Below are 20,764 nucleotides of genomic sequence, written 5' to 3'. Positions count from 1 at the left end.
TCAGCCCTTGGTGGCGCCCGCGGTGAGGCCGCCGATCAGCTGGCGCTCGGCGACGGCGTAGAAGGCGAGGGCGGGGACCATGGCGAGCACGATGTAGGCGAGGACGAGCGCGTAGTCGGTCGAGTACTGGCCCTGGAACTGCTGGACTCCGATCGGGATCGTCTGCCATTTCGGGTCGTTGAACACCAGCAGCGGCAGGAAGAAGTTGTTCCAGCTCGCGACGACCGCGAGCACCGATACCGTGCCGAGCGCCGGACGCGCCATCGGCAGCAGGATCTGCCAGAAGAAGCGGAACTTGCCGCAGCCGTCCATGGTGGCGGCCTCCTCGATCTCCGCCGGGACGGTCCGGAAGAAACCGCGCAGGATCACGATCGTCATGGGGAGCCCGAATGCCGCCTGCGGGAGGATCACTCCGAGGGGGTTGTCGAGCAGCCCGAAGGTCCGCAGCATGAGGAAGAGCGGCAGAACGGCCACAGCGAACGGGAACATCAGCCCGACGGTGAAGAGCGTATAGAACAACTCCCGTCCCCGGAAGGCATATCGGGCCAGAACGAAAGCCGCCATAGCGGAGGCCACGACGGTGCAGACCGTCGTACCGATCGCGATGCCCGCGCTGTTGGCGATCTGCCGCCAGAACATGGCGTCGCCGAGAATTCCGGTGTAGTTGGAGATCTTCCACTGCTCCGGCAGCCCGAACGGATTGTTCGTCAGTTCCGCGGTGCTCTTGAAGCCGGAGATCACCGCGTAGATCAGCGGCACGACGACGAACGCGGCGATCAGCCAGACCACGGAGTGCAGCGAGAGGCCGCGTACCGTCCGACGGGCGTTCATCGGTCACCTCCCGAGGTGACGGCGCCGCTCAGGTCACGGCGGAGCACGTACCGCTGGTAGAAGAGGGAGAAGACGAGGCTGATCATGAACAGCACCACGCTGATCGCGCTGGCGTAGCCGACCTGGTACCGCTTGAACCCGAACTGGAACATCGCGATGGCCATCGTCTCGGAGGAGTGGTTGGGCCCGCCGGCCGTCATGACCCAGACGAGGTCGAAGAGCTGGATGGACCCGATGATCGACAGGAAGACGCTGATCCGGATCGTCGGCCCGAGCAGCGGCAGCGTGATGTGCCGGAAGCGCTGCCAGGCGCCCGCTCCGTCGATGGAGGCGGCTTCGAGGATCTCGGACGGGATGCCCTGCAGCCCGGCGAGGAACAGCATCATGTGGAAGCCGAAGTACTTCCAGATCATGACGACGAACAGGGTCGGCATGACCGTCGAGGGGTCGGCGAGCCACTTGCCCTGGAGGCCCTCGATGCCGAGGAAGCCGGCGATGTGGTCGGCCATGCCGGCGCCGGGCAGGAAGATCATCGTGAAGAGGACCGCCGTGACGACCTCGGAGAGGATGTACGGCGCGAAGAACAGCATCCGGTAGACGGCCCGGCCGCGGAGCCTCTGGTTGAGCAGGACCGCCGTGAACAGGGCGAACGGCAGCTGCACCAGGACCGACATGAGGATCAGGTACAGCCCGCGCCCCAGGTCGCCGAGGAAGACCTGGTCGTCGAAGAGCCTGGTGTAGTTCCCGAAGCCGACGAAGTCGTCCATGGGGCCGATGCCGCCCCATTTGAAGAAGCCGGTCCAGACGGCGACGACGATCGGGGCGAGGACGAAGACGAGGAAGAGGACCAGGGCCGGGACGAGGAACCAGGCGACCGACGCCCAGGCACCCCACCGGCTCAGGCGTGAACGGGCGGGAGGCGGCGCGGGCGTCGCCGCGGACTCCTCCGTCCGTTCCTCGGTCAGGGTGGACACGGAGCTAGGCACTCTTCGCAGCCTCGGTGATCGACGCCGTGACCTGCTCGGGGGTCTTCTTGCCCGCCATGAGGTCGGCGACGCTGTCGTTGACCTCCTGGCCGACCGCCGGCGGGTAGGCCTGGTCGAGGAAGAGCTGGAAGCCCGTGGCCTTGACGAGGCTCTCGGCCACCACCTTCTTGTTGGCGTCGGTGAGCCGGCTCTCCGCGCCCTTGACCACCGGCAGGTAGCCGTTGGAGGCGAGCAGCTTGGACTCGTTGTCCAGGACGAAGAACTTCAGGAAGTCCAGGGCCTCCTTCGGGGCGCCCTTGCGCAGGGCGAAGCCGCCGCCGCCGCCGAACACCTCGGTCGCCTGCCCCACACCGCCGTCGACCGTCGGGAAGGGGAAGAAGCCCAGGTCCGCCCCGAGGTCGGCGCCCGCGTCCTTCTGCACCGACGGTCCCCACTGCCCCATCAGCTCCATGGCGGCCTTGCCGTTGCCCATGGTCGCGGCCTGGCCGCCCGGGGTGGCGTAGCCGGCGCCGAGGAAGCCCGGCTGGAACGGCTGGAGGTCGACGAGCTCCTTGAGGTGGGCGCCCGCCTTGACGAAGCCGGGATCGGTGAAGTCCTTGGTGGTCGCGGCCTTCTGCAGGGCGGGGAGGCCGGCGACGCGCATCGCGAGGTAGGCCCAGTAGTAGTGGCCGGGCCACTTCTCCTTGCCGGCGAGGGCGATCGGGGTGATGCCCGCGGCCTTGAGCTTCCTCACGTCGGCGAGGAACGCGGCCCAGGTGGCCGGCGGAGTGGTGATGCCGGCCTTGGCGAAGAGCTTCTTGTTGTACCAGAAGCCGACCATGCCGATGTCGTACGGGACTCCGTAGATGCGGCCGTCGATCTGGTAGGCCGAGAGCGAGACCGGGGTGAGCTGCGACGACCAGTCCATGAGGTCGGTGAGGTCCTCGACGAGCCCCGCGTCGACCTGCTGCCGAAGCACGCCGCCGCCCCAGGTCTGGTAGACGTCGGGAAGCCTGCCCGAGGACGTGGTGGCGGTCAGCTTGGACTTGAACGCCTCGTTCTCCAGCGAGGTCGTGTTGATCGCGATCTTCGGGTGGGCCTTCGTGTACGCCGTGGAGATCTCCGGGAAGAGGGACTTCCCCGGCTCCGTGGTGGCGATGTTCCACCACTCGAACGTCACCTTGCCGTCGGCCGACAGGTTGTCGCCCGACCCGCCGGACCCGCAGGCCGTGGTGAGTGCGACGGACAGGGTGGTCATGCCCGCGAGCGTCAGGAAGCTGCGACGGCTCGGGAGAGTGCTGGCCATGGGACCTCCGGGGTGGGAAATGCCGGTTTCGCGCCCGAAAATTTTTCGAAATACTCTCGAAATTCTGCGCTGCCACAAACTAGGAACGCGCGGCTTCCCGGTCAAGACCTCGCGTCAATTTATCTGACTCGCCTCCGGACAACGGCTGTTCGCAGGGTTGACAAGCTGGTCCGACCGCCCGGAAACTCATCGAAAGTTTGCGATACCTATCGCCGGGCTGAAGGCGTCCGCGCAGAGGAGAGAAGTTGAGCGAGCAGCGCCCGACCCTGGCCGTCATCGCCGCGGAGGCAGGGGTCTCCCAGGCCACCGTGTCCAAGGTGATCAACGGCCGTTCCGATGTCGCACCCTCGACACGCGAACGGATCGAGGGCCTGCTGCAAGCCCACCACTACCTCCCGCCCGGCCGGCAGGGCAGAGCCCGCAGATCGGGCCTGGTCGACCTGATCATCGGCGGGCTGGACAGCGCGTGGGCGGTGGAGATCCTGCGCGGCGTCGAGGCCGAGTGCGCCCAGCGGAGCGTCGGCACCGTCGTGTCGCTCGTCCCGCCGGGCGAGGCCACACCGTCCAGTTGGACCGCGCTGCCGGTCCTGCACCACAGCGACGGCGTCATCCTCGTCACCGAGTCGGTCACCCACGACCAGCGCGCCCAGGTCGAACGGGCCGGGGTGGCGCTGGTCGTCATCGACCCGATCGACCTCCCGGGCAACGGCGTGCCGAGCGTCGGAGCGACCAACTGGGCCGGTGGCCTCGCCGCCACCGAGCACCTGCTGGAACTGGGGCACCGCCGGATCGCCACGATCGGCGGACGCAAGGAGATGCTCTGCAGCCAGGCCCGCATCGACGGGTACCGGGCCGCCCTGGAACGGGCCGGGATCGAGGTCGACCGCGACCTGATCCGGTTCGGCGACTTCCAGCACGAGGGCGGATTCCGGTGCGCCCAGGAGCTGCTCGCCCTCCCCGACCCGCCGACGGCCGTCTTCGCCGGCAGCGACCAGCAGGCGATGGGCGTCTACGAAGCCGCCCGGCAGGCTGGACTGAGCATCCCTCAGGACCTCAGCGTGGTCGGCTTCGACGACCTGCCGATGTGCGACTGGCTGTCACCGCCGCTGACGACGGTGCGCCAGCCGCTGGAGGAGATGGGCCGGGTCGCCGCCCGCACCCTGTTCCAGCTTCTGGACGGCCAGCCCCTGGTCAGCCCTCGGATGGAGCTCTCGACCGAACTCAAGGTCCGCGTCTCCACCGCCCCACCCCGTTCTCAGGAGTACCCCCGTGACCGAGCCTTGGCGTGACCCCCTCCTGCCCGCTGCCGTCCGAGTCGCCGATCTGCTGAGCCGGATGACGCTGGAGGAGAAGGCGGGGCAACTCGCCGGCTTCTGGGCCCTGCCGTCCGATCCCGGAGCGCCGGTGGCGCCGATGGAGGACGACTCCGGCGAACCGGCGCCCGGCCTCGACGACATCATCGGGCAGGGGCTCGGCCAGCTCACCCGGGTGTACGGGACGGCGCCGATCGCCGCGGAGACCGGGATGGAGCGGCTCGCCGCGCTCCAGACGCAGGTGACGGAGGCCGGCCGGTTCGGCATTCCGGCCCTCGTTCACGAGGAGTGCCTGACCGGGTTCATGACGCTCGGGGCCACGGTCTTCCCCGGACCGCTCGCCTGGGGCGCGTCCTTCGACCCCGGCCTCGTGCGGCGGATGGCCGCCGCCATCGGCGACGGGATGCGACGGGTCGGCGTCCACCAGGGGCTCGCTCCGGTGCTCGACGTGGTCCGCGACTACCGGTGGGGCCGTACCGAGGAGTGCGTGGGCGAGGACCCGTACCTCGTCGGCGCGATCGGCACCGCGTACGTCCAGGGTCTGGAGGGCGCGGGCATCGTGGCGACGCTCAAGCACTTCGCCGGGTACTCGTCCTCGCGCGGCGGCCGGAACATGGCCCCGGTCGCCGTGGGGCCGCGCGAGTTCGCCGACGTGCTGGTCGAGCCCTTCGTCCGGGCTCTGCGCGAGGGCGGCGCCCGGTCGGTGATGAACAGTTACACCGATGTGGACGGCGTCCCCGTCGCCGCCGACGAGCGGCTCCTCACCGGACTCCTCAGGAACGAGCTCGGCTTCGACGGCACCGTCGTCGCCGACTACTACTCGGTCTCCTTCCTGGAGTCCCGGCACGGCGTCGCCGGATCGCGCGGCGCGGCCGGCGCGCTGGCGCTGACCGCCGGGATCGACGTCGAACTGCCCACCGCCCGCTGTTACGGCGAGCCGCTGACCGCACTCGTACGGTCGGGAGACCTGTCCGAGGCCCTCGTCGACCGGGCCGCGGAGCGGGTGCTGCTGCAGAAGGCCGAGCTCGGCCTGCTCGACCCCGACTGGGAACCCGTCAAGCCCGAGCCGATCGACCTCGACCCGCCGGAGAACCGGGCGCTGGCCAGGATCCTGGCCGAACGGTCCACGGTGCTGCTCGCCAACGACGGCATCCTGCCGCTGCGGCCGTGCCGGGTCGCGGTCACCGGGCCGTACGCGGACGATCCGCACGCCTTCCTCGGCTGCTACTCCTTCCCGAACCACGTCGCGCTGCCCGGCGATCCCGGGGTGGAGATCCCGACGCTCGGCGAGGCGCTCGCCGCCGCCGGGTTCACGGTCACCGGGGAGGACCCGGAGGTGAACGTGCTGGTGCTCGGCGACCGGGCCGGCATGTTCGGCCGGGGCACCTCGGGCGAGGGCTGCGACGCCGAGACCCTCGACCTGCCCGGCGACCAGGCCGCACTCGCCTCCGCCGTTCTGGACTCCGGAGTGCCGACCGTCCTGGTCCTGGTCTCCGGACGGCCCTACGCACTCGGCTCGCTGGCCGAGCGCGCATCGGCCGTGATACAGGCCTTCTTCCCCGGCGAGGAGGGCGGGACGGCACTGGCCCGGATCATCAGCGGGGCCGCGGAACCGTCCGGGCGCCTGCCCGTCTCCGTCCCCCGCCAGGTCGGCGGCCAGCCCGGCACGTACCTGCGTTCCAGGCTCGGCGGGCGCACCGACTGGAGCTCGGTGGACCCGGCCCCGCTGTTCCCCTTCGGGCACGGGCTGGGCTGGACCAGCTTCGCCTACTCGGAGCTCTCGGTGGATCCCGTCGCCGCGACGGACGGGGTCGTCACCGTCTCGGTCACCGTACGCAACGTCGGAGAGGTGGCCGGGACCGAGGTGGTCCAGCTGTACCTCTCGGACCCCGAGGCGTCCGTCGTCCGGCCGGAGAGGTGGCTCGCCGGATTCGGCAGGGTCGAGCTGCAACCGGGCGCGGCCGCCCGGGTCACGTTCTCCGTCCATGCCGACCGGACCTCGTTCACCGGGCTCGACCTGCGCAGAAGGGTGGAACCCGGGGAGATCGGCGTGGCCGTCGGGCGGTCCAGCGGTGATCTTCCGCTCCAGGGCTCCTTCACTCTGCACGGCCCCGTACGTCACCCGGCGGCCGACCGAGTGCTGTCCGTGCCCGTCGACATCGCCCCGGTCTCATGAGCACGCCGTTCGGTGATCCCGTGCTGCCCGGGTTCCGGCCCGATCCGTCCGTCTGCCGGGTGGGGGCGGACTACTACCTGGTGACGTCCAGCTTCGAGTGGTTCCCGGGCCTTCCCGTGTTCCACAGCCGCGATCTCGTGAACTGGCGGCGTCTCGGATCCGCGCTCGACCGGCCGTCCCAGCTCAACCTCGACGGATGCGCGCCTTCCCGGGGCCTGTTCGCCCCGACGATCCGGCACCACGAGGGGGTCTTCCACCTCGTCTGCACGATGATGGACGGCCCCGGCCATTTCGTCGTCACGGCGACCGACCCGGCGGGACCGTGGTCGGAGCCGCACTGGCTGGAGGGCGAGGGCTTCGACCCGTCGCTGTTCTTCGACGACGGACCGGACGGCGACGGCCGGGCCTGGTTCACGGCCGCCCGCGTACGCGACGAGGCCGCCGGCCACACCGAGATCTGGATGCGCGAGTACGTGCCCGGCGAGCGACGGCTCACGGGACCGGAGTACGTCCTGTGGTCGGGGAGCCACCCGGAGGCCCGCTGGTCGGAGGCCCCGCATCTGTACAGGGTCGACGGCGTCTACGTCCTGCTCACCGCCGAGGGCGGCACCGACGTGGACCACAGCGTGGTCGCCGCCCGCGCCGACAGCGTGACCGGCCCGTACGAGGGCGTCCCCGGGAACCCGGTCCTGCCTCCCGTCCCGAAGGGGCCGGTCACCTGTACCGGGCACGCCGACCTCGTGCAGACGGCGTACGGCGACTGGCGTGCCGTCCTCCTGGGCGTCCGGCCGGGCTCCGCCCTCGGCCGTGAGACCTTCCTCAGCCGGGTCACCTGGGACGACGGCGTGCCGGGCTTCTCCCCGGTCGCCCACGCCGGCCTTTCCCGCCCCTTGCACGACCGTTTCGCCACCCTCGCCGCCGACTGGAGCACCCTCCGCACCCCCCGTACGCCGTTCTGGACCACCGGCGACGGGCTCCGCCTCCGGCTCCGTCCCGAACGGCTCGGCGAACCCGTCGTCCCGTCCCTCCTGGTCCGGCCCCAGGAACAGCCCGACTGCGACGTGTCCACGGAGCTGCGCTTCACCCCGGACGGCCCGGGCGAGGAGGCCGGACTCGCCGTCGTCGTCGACGACGAGAAGCACCTGCTCCTGCTGCGCACCGCGGAGGGCCTCGAACTCCGCCGGGGGCCGGACGTCCTGGCCCGCCTCGCCGTCCCCCCCGGCCCCGTCCGCCTGGGGGTCCGTGTCCGCGGCTTCAGGCACACCTTCGTCCACGCGACGCCCGACGGCCCCTGGCGGGTGCTGACCACCGTCGAGGCCGGCTTCCTCAGGCCGCTGTTCACCAGCGTCCAGCTCGGTCTGTACGCCACGTCCAACGGGCGCCCGTCCTCGAACCAGGCCCATTTCCCGTGGTTCGACATCACCTATCCGAACTGACCGAGGAATCACTCACAGAGAAGCGGTCCCTGTCGAAACGTTTTCGACAGGGACCGCTTTTTCTTGGTTCGGCGAAATGCCGTGACGCTCCTGACCGACAGCCGATGTTTCCGAAACATCTCCGAAACCATTGACAGGCTCATGCCGTATTTCCAGACTGATTACCGAGGCGTCACCGCCGCTTTCCGCGGTCCCATTACCCGGACGCGGACATCGCCGCCGCGGATTCCTTCCGCCGCGCGCCCTCCCTCATTCGAGATTTCCCTCATCGGAGGTCCACACATGCGTTCTCACGCCATTGTCCCGCCCACGGTCCGCCGGAAAAGAGGCGGACTGATCGCGGCGCTCCTCGCCGGCGCCCTCGGGTCCGCCACCCTGCTGGCGGCACCGGCCTCCCAGGCCGCCGAGAGCACGCTCGGCAGCGCGGCGGCGCAGAGCGGCCGGTACTTCGGCACCGCCATCGCCTCGGGTCGGCTGGGCGACTCGGCGTACACCACGATCGCGAACCGCGAGTTCAACATGGTGACGCCCGAGAACGAGATGAAGATCGACGCCACCGAACCGCAGCAGGGCCGGTTCGACTTCACCGCCGGCGACCGCGTCTACAACTGGGCGGTCCAGAACGGCAAGAGGGTACGCGGCCACACCCTGGCCTGGCACTCCCAGCAGCCCGGCTGGATGCAGGCGCTCGAGGGCAGCACGCTGCGCCAGGCGATGATCAACCACATCAACGGCGTGATGGCCCACTACAAGGGCAAGATCGCCCAGTGGGACGTCGTGAACGAGGCCTTCGAGGACGGTACGTCGGGCGCCCGGCGCAACTCCAACCTGCAGCGCACCGGCAACGACTGGATCGAGGTCGCCTTCCGTACCGCGCGCGCCGCCGACCCGGCCGCCAAGCTCTGCTACAACGACTACAACACCGACAACTGGACCTGGGCCAAGACCCAGGCCGTGTACAACATGGTCAAGGACTTCAAGCAGCGCGGCGTGCCGATCGACTGCGTCGGGTTCCAGTCGCACTTCAACAGCGACAGCCCGTACAACAGCAACTTCCGCACCACCCTGCAGAGTTTCGCCGCCCTCGGCGTCGACGTGGCCGTCACCGAACTCGACATCCAGGGTGCCTCGGGCACGACCTACGCCAACGTGACGAACGACTGCCTGGCCGTCCCGCGCTGCCTCGGCATCACCGTCTGGGGCGTGCGCGACACCGACTCCTGGCGAGCCGACCAGACGCCGCTGCTGTTCAATGGCGACGGCAGCAAGAAGCCCGCGTACACCTCCGTGCTCAACGCCCTGAACGGCGGCTCCACGACGCCCACGCCGACCCCGTCCCCCGGCACAGGGCCGATCAAGGGCGTCGCGTCGGGCCGTTGCGTGGACGTCCCGAACGCGTCCACCACCGACGGCACCCAGGTCCAGCTGTGGGACTGCAACAACCGCACCAACCAGCAGTGGACGCTGACCTCCGCCGGCGAGCTCAGGGTCTACGGCGACAAGTGCCTCGACGCCGCCGGCACCGCCAACGGCTCGAAGGTGCAGATCTACAGCTGCTGGGGCGGCGACAACCAGAAGTGGCGTCTGAACTCCGACGGAACCATCGTCGGCGTGCAGTCCGGACTCTGCCTCGACGCGGCCGCCAACGGCACCGCCAACGGCACGCTGATCCAGCTCTACACGTGCTGGAACGGCACCAACCAGCGCTGGGCCCGTACCTGACCGCTGAGCCGAGCCGCACCAAAGAGGGGAGCCGGGAGGAATCCCGGCTCCCCTCGGTGCTGTCAGGCGGAGGTCGGGTTGCCGTAGTACGCGTCGGGGCCGTGCTTGCGTGTGAAGTGGCGGTCCAGGACGTGCTGCGGTGGCTCCACCGGGCCCAGGGCGATGGTGTGGAGGGCCATCTCGGCCACCGCCTCGCAGATGACGGCGTGCTCCAGGGACGTGGTGGCGTCGACGCCCCAGGTGAAGGGGCCGTGATGGGCGACCAGGGCGCCGGGGACCTCCCTGGCCCGGGTGTCGTCACGGCCCAGCAGGTCCACGATGACCTGACCGGTGTTGTACTCGTAGTCCGTGGCGCACTGTTCGGGGGTGAGGGGCGCGGTGACGGGGACGGGACCGTTGAAGGTGTCCGCGTGGGTCGTGCCGAGCACCGGTATCGGACGCCGGGCCTGGGCGAAGGCGACGGCGTGGGTGGAGTGCGTGTGCGTCACGCCTCCGATGGAGGGGAAGGCCAGATAGAGGCTGCGGTGCGTCTCCGTGTCGGTGGACGGTCGCAGGTGGCCTTCGACGACGCTCCCGTCGGACAGGGAGACGACGACCAGGTCCTCCTCGCCCAGTGCGTCGTAGGCCACGCCCGAGGGCTTGATGACGAAGACGCCGGCCTGTCGGTCCACACCGCTCACGTTGCCCCAGGTGAGGGTGGCGAGGCCGGCTCGGGGGATGCGGAGGTTGGCCTCCAGTACCTCTCGGCGCAGCTCCTTGGAAACGGTCGTGCTCACGGAGGGCTCCGTCCTGGTGGAGGCGGGGGCGGCGGGGGTGTTCACAGGCTCTGGGCCAGACGGTGGTAGGCCTGGTTCCAGCGCAGCTCGCGCGTGAAGCGCCGGACGGTGGTGTCCTCGTCGATGACGGCGAGTTCGGTCCGCAGCATCTCGGCGAGGTCTTCGAGCTCCTCGCCGCCGAGCGCGGTGGTCAGGACGGTGTGGTGCGGTGCTCCGGCCGTCAGCCAGGCCTCGGTGGAGGTACGGAGGTCGGGGCGGGGGCGCCAGACGGCGCGGGCGACGGGGAGCCGGGGAAGCGGCTCGGGCGGGGCGACGACGTCGATGTGGTTGGCGACGAGGCGGAACCGGTCGCCCATGTCGGCGAGACCGACGACGACGGCCGGGCCGGGGTCCGCGTCGAAGACGAGGCGGACCGGGTCCTCGCGTCCGCCGATGCCGAGCGGGTGGATCTCGCAGGCGGGTGCGGCCGTCGTGAGCGAGGGGCAGACCTCGAGCATGTGGGCGCCGAGGATGAGTTCCCGGCCGGGCGTCAGGTCGTAGGTGTAGTCCTCCATGAAGGAGGTGCCGCCGGGCAGGCCGTGGGCCATCGCCTTCAGTGTGCGCAGCAGGGTGGAGGTCTTCCAGTCCCCTTCGCCTCCGAAGCCGTAGCCGTCCGCCATCAGGCGCTGCACGGCGAGGCCGGGCAGCTGGCGCAGGCCGCCGAGGTCCTCGAAGTTCGTGGTGAAGGCGCGGAACCCTCCTTCCGTGAGGAAGGTGCGCAGGCCGGCCTCGATGCGGGCGGCGTAGCGCAGGGAGTCGTGGCGCTCGCCGCCGGGCCTCAGCTCGGGCGCGAGGGCGTAGAGGTCCTGGTACTCCTTGACGAGGTCGGTGACGGTGTCGTCGGGGGCGGCGTCGACCGCGGCGACGAGGTCGTTGACGCCGTACGTGTTGACCGAGACCCCGAACCGCAGTTGTGCCTCGACCTTGTCGCCCTCGGTGACGGCGACGTCGCGCATGTTGTCGCCGAACCGGGCGAGTCTGAGGGTGGTGAGTTCGGAGCGGCCGACGGCGGCGCGGGCCCACCCGGCGATGCGGTCGACGACCTCGGGGGTGGAGACGTGGCCGGCCACGGTCTTGCGCGGGACACCGAGGCGGGTCTGGACGAAGCCGAACTCGCGGTCGCCGTGGGCGGCCTGGTTCAGGTTCATGAAGTCCATGTCGATGGTGGACCAGGGCAGTTGCCGGTTGGCCTGGGTGTGCAGGTGCAGCAGCGGCTTGCTCAGGGCGTCGAGGCCGGCGATCCACATCTTGGCCGGGGAGAAGGTGTGCATCCAGGCGATCAGGCCGATGCAGCGGTCGTCGGCGTTGGCCTCCAGACAGACCGCGCGGATGGCGGCCGCGTCGGTGAGGACCGGCTTCCACACGAGGCGGACGGTCATCCCGGGCTGGCGGGCGAGGGTGTCGCAGATGGCGCGGGACTGGTCGGCGACCTGGGCCAGGGTGTCGTCGCCGTAGAGGGCCTGGCTGCCGGTGAGGAACCAGATCTCGCGGTCGGGCGGGGCGAGCGTCATGTCGGGTGTGCTCCTCGGAGGTGCTGGAGTGGAGAGGTCGGACCGATGGAGGCCGGGACGGGGCGGTCGGAGACGGAGGCTGGGGGCGGGGCGGTCGGAGACGGAGGATGAGACGGGGAGACGGCGCGGTCAGCCGGCGGTGGCGGCGCGTGCGGTGTTGCGGATCCGTCGCAGGCGGTGCAGGAGGAGGTCCGCGCCGGTGCCGAAGTGCTCGTGCAGGGCGCGGTACTCGCCGAACAGCGCGTCGTAGGCGTCCGCCCGCGCGGCGTCGGGCACGTACGCGTGGCGCTGGACGCTTCCCATGACGGCGGCGGCGGAGCGCACGTCGGGATGGGCGCCCGCGGCGACGGCGGCGTGGATGGCCGAGCCGAGCGCCGGCCCCTGCTCGGAGGTGCCGAGGGAGACGGGGCGGCGGAGCACGTCGGCGTGGATCTGCATGAGCAGCGCGTTCTTCTTCAGGCCTCCGGTGACGATGAACTCCTCGACGGGGATCCCGCCGTCCTCGAAGGTCTCGACGATCATCCGGGTGCCGTAGGCGGTGGCTTCGAGCAGGGCCCGGTAGACGTCTTCGGGCCGGGTGTCGAGGGTGAGGCCGGCGATGACCCCGGAGAGGTGGTGGTCGACCAGGGGGGAGCGGTTGCCGTTCATCCAGTCCAGGGCGACCAGGCCGTGCGCGCCGACCGGCTGATCGGCGGCCTTGCGGGTCAGGAGCTCGTGGAGGTCCTCGCCCGAGGCCTCGGCCTCGGCGCGGTAGTGGTCCGGTACGCCCTGCCGGAGCCACCAGGCGAAGATGTCACCGACCGCGCTCTGACCGGCTTCGTAGCCGTAGGCGCCCTCGACGATGCCGCCGTCGACGACCCCGCAGATGCCGGGGACCTCGGCGAGGGCGGCGCCGTTGAGGACGTGGCAGGTGGAGGTGCCCATGATGGCGAGCATCCGGCCGTTCTCGACGGCGCCCGCCGCGGGCGCGGCCACGTGGGCGTCGACGTTGCCGACGGCGACGGCGATGCCTTCGGGGAGGCCGGTCCAGCGGGCGGCCGGGGAGCTCAGCCCACCGGCCCGGGAGCCCAGGGGGGACAGCGGGTGTTCCAGGCGCGTGGTGGGGAAGTCGGCGAAGTCCGGGTGGAGCCCGGCGAGGAAGTCCGGCGAGGGGTAGGCGCCGTCCTGGTGGATGCCCTTGTATCCGGCGGTGCAGGTGTTGCGGGACTCGGTGCCGGTGAGCTGCCAGACGATCCAGTCGGCCGCCTCGATCCAACGGGAGCAGGCGGCGTAGACGGCGGGGTCCTCCTCCAGGACCTGCAGGGCCTTCGCGAACTGCCACTCGGCGGAGATCTTGCCGCCGTACCGTGCGATCCACTTCTCGCCGCGGGCGTGCGCGAGGGCGTTGATGCGGTCGGCCTGTCCCTGGGCCGCATGGTGCTTCCACAGTTTGGGCCAGGCGTGCGGGTGGTCGGCCCACTCCGGCATCAGGGCGAGCGGGGTGCCGTCCGGGGTCGTCGGCAGGACCGTGCAGGCGGTGAAGTCGGTGGCGATGCCGATGACGCGGGCGGGGTCGACGCCGGCCACGGCGACCGCCGCCGGAACGGCGGTGCGCAGGACGTCGCGCCAGTCCTCGGGGTGCTGCAGGGCCCAGTCGGGGGGCAGGGGGGCGCCGGTGGCGGGGAGGCGGTCCTCGATGACGGCGTGGCGGTACTCGTGGACCGCCGAACCGAGTTCGGCGCCGTCCCGGACCCTGACCACGACGGCGCGCCCCGAAAGGGTGCCGAAGTCGACTCCGATGGTGCAGGCCTCGGGATGGTGACGGGCTGCGGGGCCGGAAAGGGCGTGTGGGGTCACGATGCGGTCTCTCTCGTCATGGGCAGGGGTCAGAGGAGCACCCTGATTGTTAACGCTCACAATCGGGTTGGACAAGAGTGGTGTGCACTTCCGTCGAACATTCGGCAAGAAAGCAAGCCCCTGAAGTGAGCGCTCACTTGCGTGTCGAAGGCCGCCCGGGGGCCGCGACCGGTCCGGCAGGAGACGGGCTGGTCGCGCAGGGGGCGGAGCCACTGGTGGGGCGCGGCGACCGGCGGGACAGAGCGGTCGGCGGGGCGGGGCAGAGTGGTCGACGAGGCGGGACGGCATGGTCGACGAGGCGGGACGGAGCGTCCGGCGGGCGCGCGCGCACGGGCGGACAGACGCGCATGCACCGCCGGCCCCCTGCCGGCCGTCGGTCGACAGGGGGCCGGCCACCGGCGGCCAGAAGGCGGCGGCGAGGGACGCCGGCGCGTCAGCCTTCGCCCGGGGGGCGCGTGCTCGCGCGCATGATGAGCTGCGGTTGCACCAGGAGGTGCTCGGCCTTCCGGACGCGCCCCTCGATGTGGTCCACCAGGAGCCCGATGCTCCGGCGTCCGATGGCGGCGAAGTCCTGGCGGACCGTCGTCAGCGGCGGGGGGAAGAACTCGGCCTCCGGGATGTCGTCGAAGCCGGCGACGGCCACCTGCGCGGGGGTGCGGATCCCGCCCTCGCGCAGCGCCCGCAGGACGCCGAGCGCCATCTGGTCGTTGGCGACGAAGACCGCCGTGACCGGTGTCGCCCCGCGGCGGGCCAGGGCGAGTCCCGCGAGTTCCTGTCCCGCCCGGTACCCGGACAGCGGGCTCCAGTCCCCCGTCAGGACGCGCGGGGGCCGGATGCCGTTCTCCTCCAGGACGGCGCGCCATCCCGCGGTGCGGGCCTCGCTCTCCAGCCAGTCCTCGGGCCCCGCCACGTGCCAGACGTTGCTGTGCCCGGCGGCGAGCAGGTGCTCGGTGACCATGCGGGCGCCGAGCTCCTGGTCGAGGGAGACGCCGGGCAGGTCGAGCTGGTGACCGCCCTCCACGGTGACCACGGGGAAGGGCGCGTCCAGTTCGGCGAGCGCCTGCACGTGCGAGCGCTGCGGGGTGATGGCGACGACGCCCTCCACGCCCCAGGCCGCGAGGTGGTCGATGGCGTCCTTGAGCCCCTGCCCCTCGCCGGCGCGCAGACTGACGGTCGAGGCGAGGTAACCCTGTTCCCGGGCCGCCTCCTGCAGGCCGGTCAGGGTGCTGGCGGGGCCGTACAGGGCGGTGTTGACGGCGATGACGCCCAGCGTCCTCGTACGGCGCGTCACCAGGGCGCGCGCGGCGGAGTTGCGGCGGTAGCCGAGCCGCTCGATGGCCAGGGTGACCTGCTCCCGGGTGGCCGCGCGCACGTTGGGGTGACCGCTCAGCACCCGGGAGACGGTCTGGTGGGAGACCCCCGCCTCTCGTGCGACGTCGGCCATCGTCGGCGGGCGGACGTCTTCCGCGGGATGCGCCACGTTCGCCTCCCTTCTCCCTGCTTACGGCTGTGTATCGATGCGAGAAAAACCTTAGCGCCTCTTGTATCACGCCGTTGTGAGCGCTAACAATCTAGCTCGACCGGGGTGCCGACGCCCTGGCCACCCAGCCGGAACGGTGCCGTCCCGGTGGTGCGAGGACACGCGCTGCCGTCGAGCCCGCCCCGGTCGGAGCCGCCCTCGACGACGGGATGGGTAACGCCCATGAAGAAGTTCCGATCCGTATCCGCCCTCCTGGCCGTGACCACCGGCTGCGCCCTGCTCCTGACCGCCTGCGGGCAGAACAGCGAGGGCGGCAGCCAGGAGTCGAAGGAGAAGAAGGACCTCACCATCGGCATCGCCATGCCCACCAAGTCCTCCGAGAGGTGGATCGCCGACGGCCGGAACATGACCGCGAGCCTGAAGAAGGCCGGTTTCTCCACGACCCTGCAGTACGGCGAGGACGACCCCGACCAGCAGGTCGCCCAGATCGAGAACATGATCACCCAGGGCGTCGACGCCCTGGTCGTGGCCGCCATCAACGGCGAGGCGCTGTCCAACGTCCTCCAGCAGGCGGCGGACGCCCACATTCCCGTGATCTCCTACGACCGGCTCATCCTGGGCTCCCCGCACGTCGACTACTACGCCTCCTTCGACAATGAGAAGGTCGGCGAGCTCCAGGCCACGTACATCGTCGACAAGCTGGGGCTGAAGGGCGGCGCGAAGAAGGGCCCCTTCAACATCGAGCTGTTCGCCGGGTCGAACGACGACAACAACACCAAGTACTTCTTCAACGGCGCCATGAAGGTGCTGAAGCCCTACCTCGACAAGAAGCAGCTGGTCGTGCGCTCCGGCCAGACCCGGCTCAACCAGGTCACCACGCTGCGCTGGGACGGCGGGACGGCCCAGAAGCGCATGGACGACCTGCTGACCTCCTCCTACTCCACGGCCCGGGTCGACGCCGTCCTCTCCCCCTACGACGGCATCTCCATCGGCATCCTCTCCGCCCTGAAGTCCGACGACTACGGCAGCGCCGCCAAGCCGCTGCCGGTCGTCACCGGCCAGGACGCGGAGGTCGCCTCCGTGAAGTCGATCATCGCGGGCCAGCAGACGCAGACCGTCTACAAGGACACGCGCGCACTCGCGCAGGTCGCCGCCGACATGGTGACCGCCGTCCTCGCCGGCAAGAAGCCCGAGATCAACGACGACACCACCTACGACAACGGCAAGAAGGTGGTCCCCGCCTTCCTGCTCGACCCGGTGAGCGTCGACAGGTCCAACTACAAGAAGGTCCTGGTCGACTCCGGCTACATCGACGCCGGGGCACTGCGATGACGTCCATCCTCCAGATGCGGTCCATCGTCAAGACCTTCCCCGGAGTCAGGGCGCTGTCCGACGTGACCCTGTCCGTGGAGCGCGGCGAGGTGCACGCCCTGTGCGGAGAGAACGGCGCCGGAAAGTCGACCCTCATGAAGGTCCTGTCCGGCGTCCACCCGCACGGCACCTACGAGGGCGAGATCCTCTTCGACGGCGAACCGTGCCGCTTCAAGGACATCAGGGCCAGCGAGCAGCGCGGCATCGTCATCATCCACCAGGAGCTCGCGCTCGTTCCCCACCTGTCGATCGCCGAGAACATCTTCCTCGGCAACGAGCCCTCCCGACGGGGGATCATCGACTGGCGCGAGTCGCTGCGCCGTGCTTCCGAACTGCTCAGGCGGGTCGGGCTCGACGAACACCCCGAGACCCGGGTCGCCGACATCGGCGTGGGCAAGCAGCAGCTCGTGGAGATCGCGAAGGCGCTGGCGAAGGACGTCCGCCTGCTGATCCTCGACGAGCCCACCGCGGCGCTCAACGACGAGGACAGCGCGAAGCTGCTGCGGCTGATGCGGGAGCTGAAGGGCCAGGGCATCACCTCGATCATCATCTCGCACAAGCTGAACGAGATCGCCCGGATCGCCGACTCCGTCACCATCCTGCGCGACGGGCGCTCCATCGAGACCCTCGACGTCAGGGACCCGGCCACCACCGAGGAACGCATCATCCGCGGCATGGTGGGGCGGGACCTCGACAGCCGCTTCCCCGACCGCACGCCGTACGAGGGCCCGGCCGGCGCCGATCCCGTCCTGGAGATCCGGGACTGGACCGTGCGCCACCCGCTCGACCGCGGCCGCAAGGTGGTCGACGGCGTCTCGCTCCGGGTCCGCCGCGGGGAGATCGTCGGCGTCGCGGGACTCATGGGAGCCGGCCGTACCGAACTCGCCATGAGCGTCTTCGGCCGTTCCTACGGCCACTACGAGCGGGGCTCCGTGCTCAGGGACGGCCGTGAGGTACGGACGCGTACGGTCCCCGAGGCGGTCGCCCACGGCATCGCGTACGTCACCGAGGACCGCAAGCACTACGGGCTCGACCTCGGGGACTCGGTGAGCCGGAACATCTCGCTCGCCTCCCTCGGCACCCTCGCCCGCCGCGGGATCGTCGACGGGCACGAGGAACGCAAGGTGGCCGAACGGTACCGGCGGACCATGAACATCAAGGCGCCGAACGTCCTCGAACCGGTCGGCCGCCTTTCCGGCGGCAACCAGCAGAAGGTCGTCCTCAGCAAGTGGATCCTCGCCGGTCCGGACGTCCTCATCCTCGACGAGCCCACCCGCGGGGTCGACGTGGGGGCCAAGTTCGAGATCTACACCGTGATCGACCGGCTCGCCGCCGAGGGCAAGGCGATCCTCTTCATCTCCTCCGAGCTGCCCGAACTGCTCGGCATGTGCGACCGCATCTACACCATGGCCGCGGGACGGCTGACCGGCGAAGTCACCCGCGAGGACGCCACTCAGGAAGTCCTGATGCGGCACATGACGCAGGACACGTCCGCACCGACGGCCCGAACCGCGAGCACCTCCCCCGACGAAGGACACCAGGCATGAGCACCGACATCAGCATGGACAAGAGCGCCCCCGCGCCCCCGGGCGGCGCCCCGGCAACGCGTGGAACACCGCTGGCCCAGGTGCTCCTGAACGGCGTCCGGCGGAACATGCGCCAGTACGGGATGCTCTTCGCGCTCGGCCTGATCGTGCTCCTGTTCCAGGTCTGGACGGGCGGCGACCTGCTGCTGCCGCGCAACGTCTCCAACCTGGTGCTGCAGAACAGCTACATCCTCATCCTGGCCATCGGCATGATGATCGTCATCATCTCCGGGCACATCGACCTGTCGGTGGGCTCCCTGATGGCCCTGGTCGGTGGCATCGGGGCGGTGCTGATGGTCCAGCACCAGGTCTCCTGGCCCGTCGCGGTGCTCCTCGTCCTGCTCCTCGGAGCCGTCGCCGGCGCGCTCCAGGGCTTCTTCATCGCGTACGTCGGCATACCGTCGTTCATCGTGACCCTCGCCGGCATGCTGCTGTTCCGCGGGCTCACGGAGATCTTCCTCAAGGGGCAGACGCTCGGTCCGTTCCCGGACGGGCTGCAGAAGGTCGCCAACGGCTTCCTGCCGGAGGTGGGGCCGCGGACCAACTACCACAACGTGACCCTGCTCCTCGGCCTGGGACTGATCGCCTACGTGGTGTTCCAGGAGGTGCGGGACCGCCGCCGCCAGCGCGAGTTCGCCCTGGAGCCGCTCCCCACGGGCCTGTTCGCGCTGAAGGTGACGGCACTGGTCGCCGCCGTCCTGGTGACGACCCTGCTGCTCGCCAGCTACAAGGGCGCCCCGGTGGTCCTCCTGATCCTGGCCGCGCTGCTGGTCGGCTTCGGCTACGTGATGCGCAACGCGGTGATCGGCCGCCACGTGTACGCGATCGGGGGGAACCTGCCCGCCGCAAAGCTGTCCGGGGTCAAGGACAAGAAGGTGACCTTCGCGGTGTTCCTCAACATGGGGATGCTCGCGGCGCTCGCCGGGCTCGTCTTCGCGGCGCGCTTCAACGCGGCCTCGCCGAAGGCGGGCGTGAACTTCGAACTGGAGGCCATCGCCGCCGCGTTCATCGGCGGGGCGTCGATGAGCGGTGGCGTCGGGACCGTCCTGGGAGCGATCATCGGCGGCCTGGTCCTCGGCGTGCTCAACAACGGCATGAACCTCGTCGGGGTGGGCACCGACTGGCAGCAGGTCATCAAGGGCCTGGTGCTGCTCGCGGCGGTCGGCTTCGACGTGTGGAACAAGCGCAGGGCGGGCGCCTGACACCCGCCCTGGACATGGCTGTGCCCGCCGGTACCTCCCCACCGGCGGGCACAGCCATGTCGTGTGTACGGGTCGGGGGTTCAGGCGCTGGTACGGAACCGCAGGACCGTCCTCGACCGGTACTCGTCGCCGGGGAGCAGCACCGTCGACGGGTCGTCGGGCCGGTTCGGGGAGTCGGGGAAGTGCTGGGTCTCCAGGGCGATCCCGGCGCCCGCGCGGTACGGCGTACCGCTCTTGCCGAGGACCGTGCCGTCGAACTGCCCCGCGCTGTAGACCTGGATGCCGGGCTCCGTGGTGAGCACCTCCATGCGGCGGCCGGTGGCCGGCGCGTGGAGAACGGCGGCGCGGCGGAGGACGCCGTCGGCGCGCGGGCTCAGGACGAAGTTGTGGTCGTACCCGCCGTCCGTGCCGGGCCGTGCGAGGGCCTCGGCGATCCCGAGCGGCCGGCGGAGGTCGAACGCGGTTCCGGCGACGGGAAGATGGTCGCCGGAGGGGATGAGATCCGCGTCGACCGGGGTGTAGTGGGAGGCGTCGACGGCCAGTTCGTGGCCGAGGATGTCGCCGGATCCCTCTCCCTCCAGGTTGAAGTAGGCGTGGTTGGTGAGGTTGACCAGGGTGGGAGCGTCGGTGACCGCCGCGTACGAGAAGGCGAGTTCGTCCTCGCGGCCGACGAGACAGCTGACGGTGACGTCGAGGTTGCCCGGGAAGCCCTGGTCGCCGTCGGGGCTGCGCAGGTGCAGGAGCACGCCGGTCCACTCGGGGGTGTGCACGCTCTCGGCTTCCCAGAGCCGGGTGTCGAAGCCGTCCGTACCGCCGTGCAGGCTGTGGCCGTCCTCCTGCGTGGTCAGCCGGTACGTCTCCGTCCCCAGGGAGAAGCGGCCGTGCGCGATGCGGTTGGCGTAGCGGCCGACGGTGGAGCCGAAGTACCGGGCGGTGGTGGCCGTGAGGGCCGGGTCGCGAGGGGAGAGGACGACGTCGGCCGGGGTGCCGTGGCGGTCGGGCACCCACAGTGCGTGGAGGCGGGCGCCACGGGTGTGCACCTCCGCCGTGAGTCCGCCGGGGAAGCCGAAGGTCCAGCGCTCCCCCGCGTCCGGGCAGAGTTCGCGGACCGGCGGTCCTCCGGTGGAGGTGGGCGATGACGGGTTCACGGGAGTTCCTTGTCCGAGGATCCGAAGAGGGGTACGGCCCGGAACGGGGGCAGGGAGTCCCTGCCC

At 70.5% G+C, this 20,764-nt stretch carries 15 protein-coding genes; 7 read left to right on the top strand and 8 right to left on the bottom strand.

Translation table 11 applies throughout. The features are described from left to right. Genes ACIGW4_RS15530 through ACIGW4_RS15520 form a run of 3 tightly spaced genes read right to left on the bottom strand, consistent with a single transcriptional unit; the run spans position 1 to position 3,102 of the window. The gene (locus ACIGW4_RS15530) at positions 1 to 831 is read right to left on the bottom strand and encodes a carbohydrate ABC transporter permease (protein ID WP_399580831.1); all 831 of its coding nucleotides are present in this window, start codon (positions 829 to 831) and stop codon (positions 1 to 3) included. Further along, positions 828 to 1,805, bottom strand: coding sequence for a carbohydrate ABC transporter permease (locus ACIGW4_RS15525; protein ID WP_398706441.1), 978 nt, complete (start codon positions 1,803 to 1,805; stop codon positions 828 to 830). The genes ACIGW4_RS15530 and ACIGW4_RS15525 overlap by 4 nt, the downstream gene beginning before the upstream one ends. Positions 1,806 to 1,809: 4 nt before the next feature. After that, positions 1,810 to 3,102 carry an extracellular solute-binding protein gene (locus tag ACIGW4_RS15520; RefSeq protein WP_123456868.1) on the bottom strand — a complete coding sequence of 431 codons (1,293 nt, stop codon included), beginning with the start codon at positions 3,100 to 3,102 and terminating at the stop codon, positions 1,810 to 1,812. A gap of 245 nt (positions 3,103 to 3,347) precedes the next feature. On the opposite strand from ACIGW4_RS15520, the gene ACIGW4_RS15515 reads away from it, so the two are divergent. The 4 genes from ACIGW4_RS15515 (at position 3,348) to ACIGW4_RS15500 (ending at position 9,749) form a co-directional block, all read left to right on the top strand. Beyond that, on the top strand, positions 3,348 to 4,391 hold the full coding sequence (locus ACIGW4_RS15515) for a LacI family DNA-binding transcriptional regulator (protein WP_123456867.1): 1,044 nt from the start codon (positions 3,348 to 3,350) through the stop codon (positions 4,389 to 4,391). Then, positions 4,372 to 6,591, top strand: coding sequence for a glycoside hydrolase family 3 N-terminal domain-containing protein (locus ACIGW4_RS15510; RefSeq protein WP_399580828.1), 2,220 nt, complete (start codon positions 4,372 to 4,374; stop codon positions 6,589 to 6,591). The genes ACIGW4_RS15515 and ACIGW4_RS15510 overlap by 20 nt, the downstream gene beginning before the upstream one ends. Beyond that, entirely contained in the window at positions 6,588 to 8,027 is a 1,440-nt protein-coding gene (locus ACIGW4_RS15505; protein ID WP_399580827.1) for a family 43 glycosylhydrolase, read from the top strand. Before ACIGW4_RS15510 ends, ACIGW4_RS15505 begins: the two co-directional genes overlap by 4 nt. 282 nt (positions 8,028 to 8,309) lie before the next feature. Continuing rightward, a complete protein-coding gene (locus ACIGW4_RS15500; RefSeq protein WP_399580824.1) occupies positions 8,310 to 9,749 on the top strand; it encodes an endo-1,4-beta-xylanase in 1,440 nt (479 codons plus the stop codon). 62 nt (positions 9,750 to 9,811) lie between these two features. Here the strand turns inward: ACIGW4_RS15500 and araD are convergent, their stop codons facing one another. The 4 genes from araD to ACIGW4_RS15480 all read right to left on the bottom strand — a co-directional run bounded on the left by araD (position 9,812) and on the right by ACIGW4_RS15480 (position 15,391). Next, the gene (gene araD, locus ACIGW4_RS15495) at positions 9,812 to 10,525 is read right to left on the bottom strand and encodes an L-ribulose-5-phosphate 4-epimerase AraD (RefSeq protein WP_399580822.1); all 714 of its coding nucleotides are present in this window, start codon (positions 10,523 to 10,525) and stop codon (positions 9,812 to 9,814) included. Positions 10,526 to 10,566: 41 nt separating this feature from the next. Continuing rightward, on the bottom strand, positions 10,567 to 12,075 hold the full coding sequence (araA, locus tag ACIGW4_RS15490) for an L-arabinose isomerase (protein WP_123456863.1): 1,509 nt from the start codon (positions 12,073 to 12,075) through the stop codon (positions 10,567 to 10,569). Between the two features lie 129 nt (positions 12,076 to 12,204). Continuing rightward, a complete protein-coding gene (araB, locus tag ACIGW4_RS15485; RefSeq protein ID WP_399580818.1) occupies positions 12,205 to 13,911 on the bottom strand; it encodes a ribulokinase in 1,707 nt (568 codons plus the stop codon). A 433-nt stretch (positions 13,912 to 14,344) separates the two neighbouring features. After that, positions 14,345 to 15,391, bottom strand: coding sequence for a LacI family DNA-binding transcriptional regulator (locus ACIGW4_RS15480; protein ID WP_359589600.1), 1,047 nt, complete (start codon positions 15,389 to 15,391; stop codon positions 14,345 to 14,347). Positions 15,392 to 15,613: 222 nt separating this feature from the next. Between ACIGW4_RS15480 and chvE the strand changes: the two genes are divergently transcribed. Genes chvE through mmsB form a run of 3 tightly spaced genes read left to right on the top strand, consistent with a single transcriptional unit; the run spans position 15,614 to position 19,550 of the window. Further along, positions 15,614 to 16,723 (top strand): multiple monosaccharide ABC transporter substrate-binding protein, encoded by a 1,110-nt coding sequence (gene chvE, locus ACIGW4_RS15475; RefSeq protein WP_123456860.1) that lies wholly within the window; start codon positions 15,614 to 15,616, stop codon positions 16,721 to 16,723. After that, complete coding sequence (mmsA, locus tag ACIGW4_RS15470) at positions 16,720 to 18,309, top strand: multiple monosaccharide ABC transporter ATP-binding protein (protein ID WP_398706431.1); 1,590 nt, start codon at positions 16,720 to 16,722, stop codon at positions 18,307 to 18,309. Before chvE ends, mmsA begins: the two co-directional genes overlap by 4 nt. Beyond that, on the top strand, positions 18,306 to 19,550 hold the full coding sequence (mmsB, locus tag ACIGW4_RS15465) for a multiple monosaccharide ABC transporter permease (protein ID WP_359589598.1): 1,245 nt from the start codon (positions 18,306 to 18,308) through the stop codon (positions 19,548 to 19,550). Before mmsA ends, mmsB begins: the two co-directional genes overlap by 4 nt. 80 nt (positions 19,551 to 19,630) lie before the next feature. On the opposite strand, the gene ACIGW4_RS15460 is transcribed toward mmsB, so the two are convergent. Next, on the bottom strand, positions 19,631 to 20,698 hold the full coding sequence (locus tag ACIGW4_RS15460) for an aldose epimerase family protein (RefSeq protein ID WP_399580814.1): 1,068 nt from the start codon (positions 20,696 to 20,698) through the stop codon (positions 19,631 to 19,633). Positions 20,699 to 20,764: the final 66 nt, after the last annotated feature.

Origin of the sequence: Streptomyces sp. NPDC053513 (assembly GCF_044544765.1) — a bacterium.
In the GTDB taxonomy this organism is placed as follows: domain Bacteria; phylum Actinomycetota; class Actinomycetes; order Streptomycetales; family Streptomycetaceae; genus Streptomyces; species Streptomyces litmocidini.
The sequence above is the reverse complement of the archived record's forward strand: the minus strand, read 5'-3'. Positions and strand labels throughout refer to the sequence as shown.

Coding starts and splice junctions, on each gene's coding strand:
- ACIGW4_RS15530 (WP_399580831.1), bottom strand. CDS start 831: ATGAACGCCCGTCGGACGGTACGCGGCCTCTCGCTGCACTCCGTGGTC.
- ACIGW4_RS15520 (WP_123456868.1), bottom strand. CDS start 3,102: ATGGCCAGCACTCTCCCGAGCCGTCGCAGCTTCCTGACGCTCGCGGGC.
- ACIGW4_RS15505 (WP_399580827.1), top strand. CDS start 6,588: ATGAGCACGCCGTTCGGTGATCCCGTGCTGCCCGGGTTCCGGCCCGAT.
- ACIGW4_RS15500 (WP_399580824.1), top strand. CDS start 8,310: ATGCGTTCTCACGCCATTGTCCCGCCCACGGTCCGCCGGAAAAGAGGC.
- araA (WP_123456863.1), bottom strand. CDS start 12,075: ATGACGCTCGCCCCGCCCGACCGCGAGATCTGGTTCCTCACCGGCAGC.
- chvE (WP_123456860.1), top strand. CDS start 15,614: ATGAAGAAGTTCCGATCCGTATCCGCCCTCCTGGCCGTGACCACCGGC.
- mmsA (WP_398706431.1), top strand. CDS start 16,720: ATGACGTCCATCCTCCAGATGCGGTCCATCGTCAAGACCTTCCCCGGA.
- mmsB (WP_359589598.1), top strand. CDS start 18,306: ATGAGCACCGACATCAGCATGGACAAGAGCGCCCCCGCGCCCCCGGGC.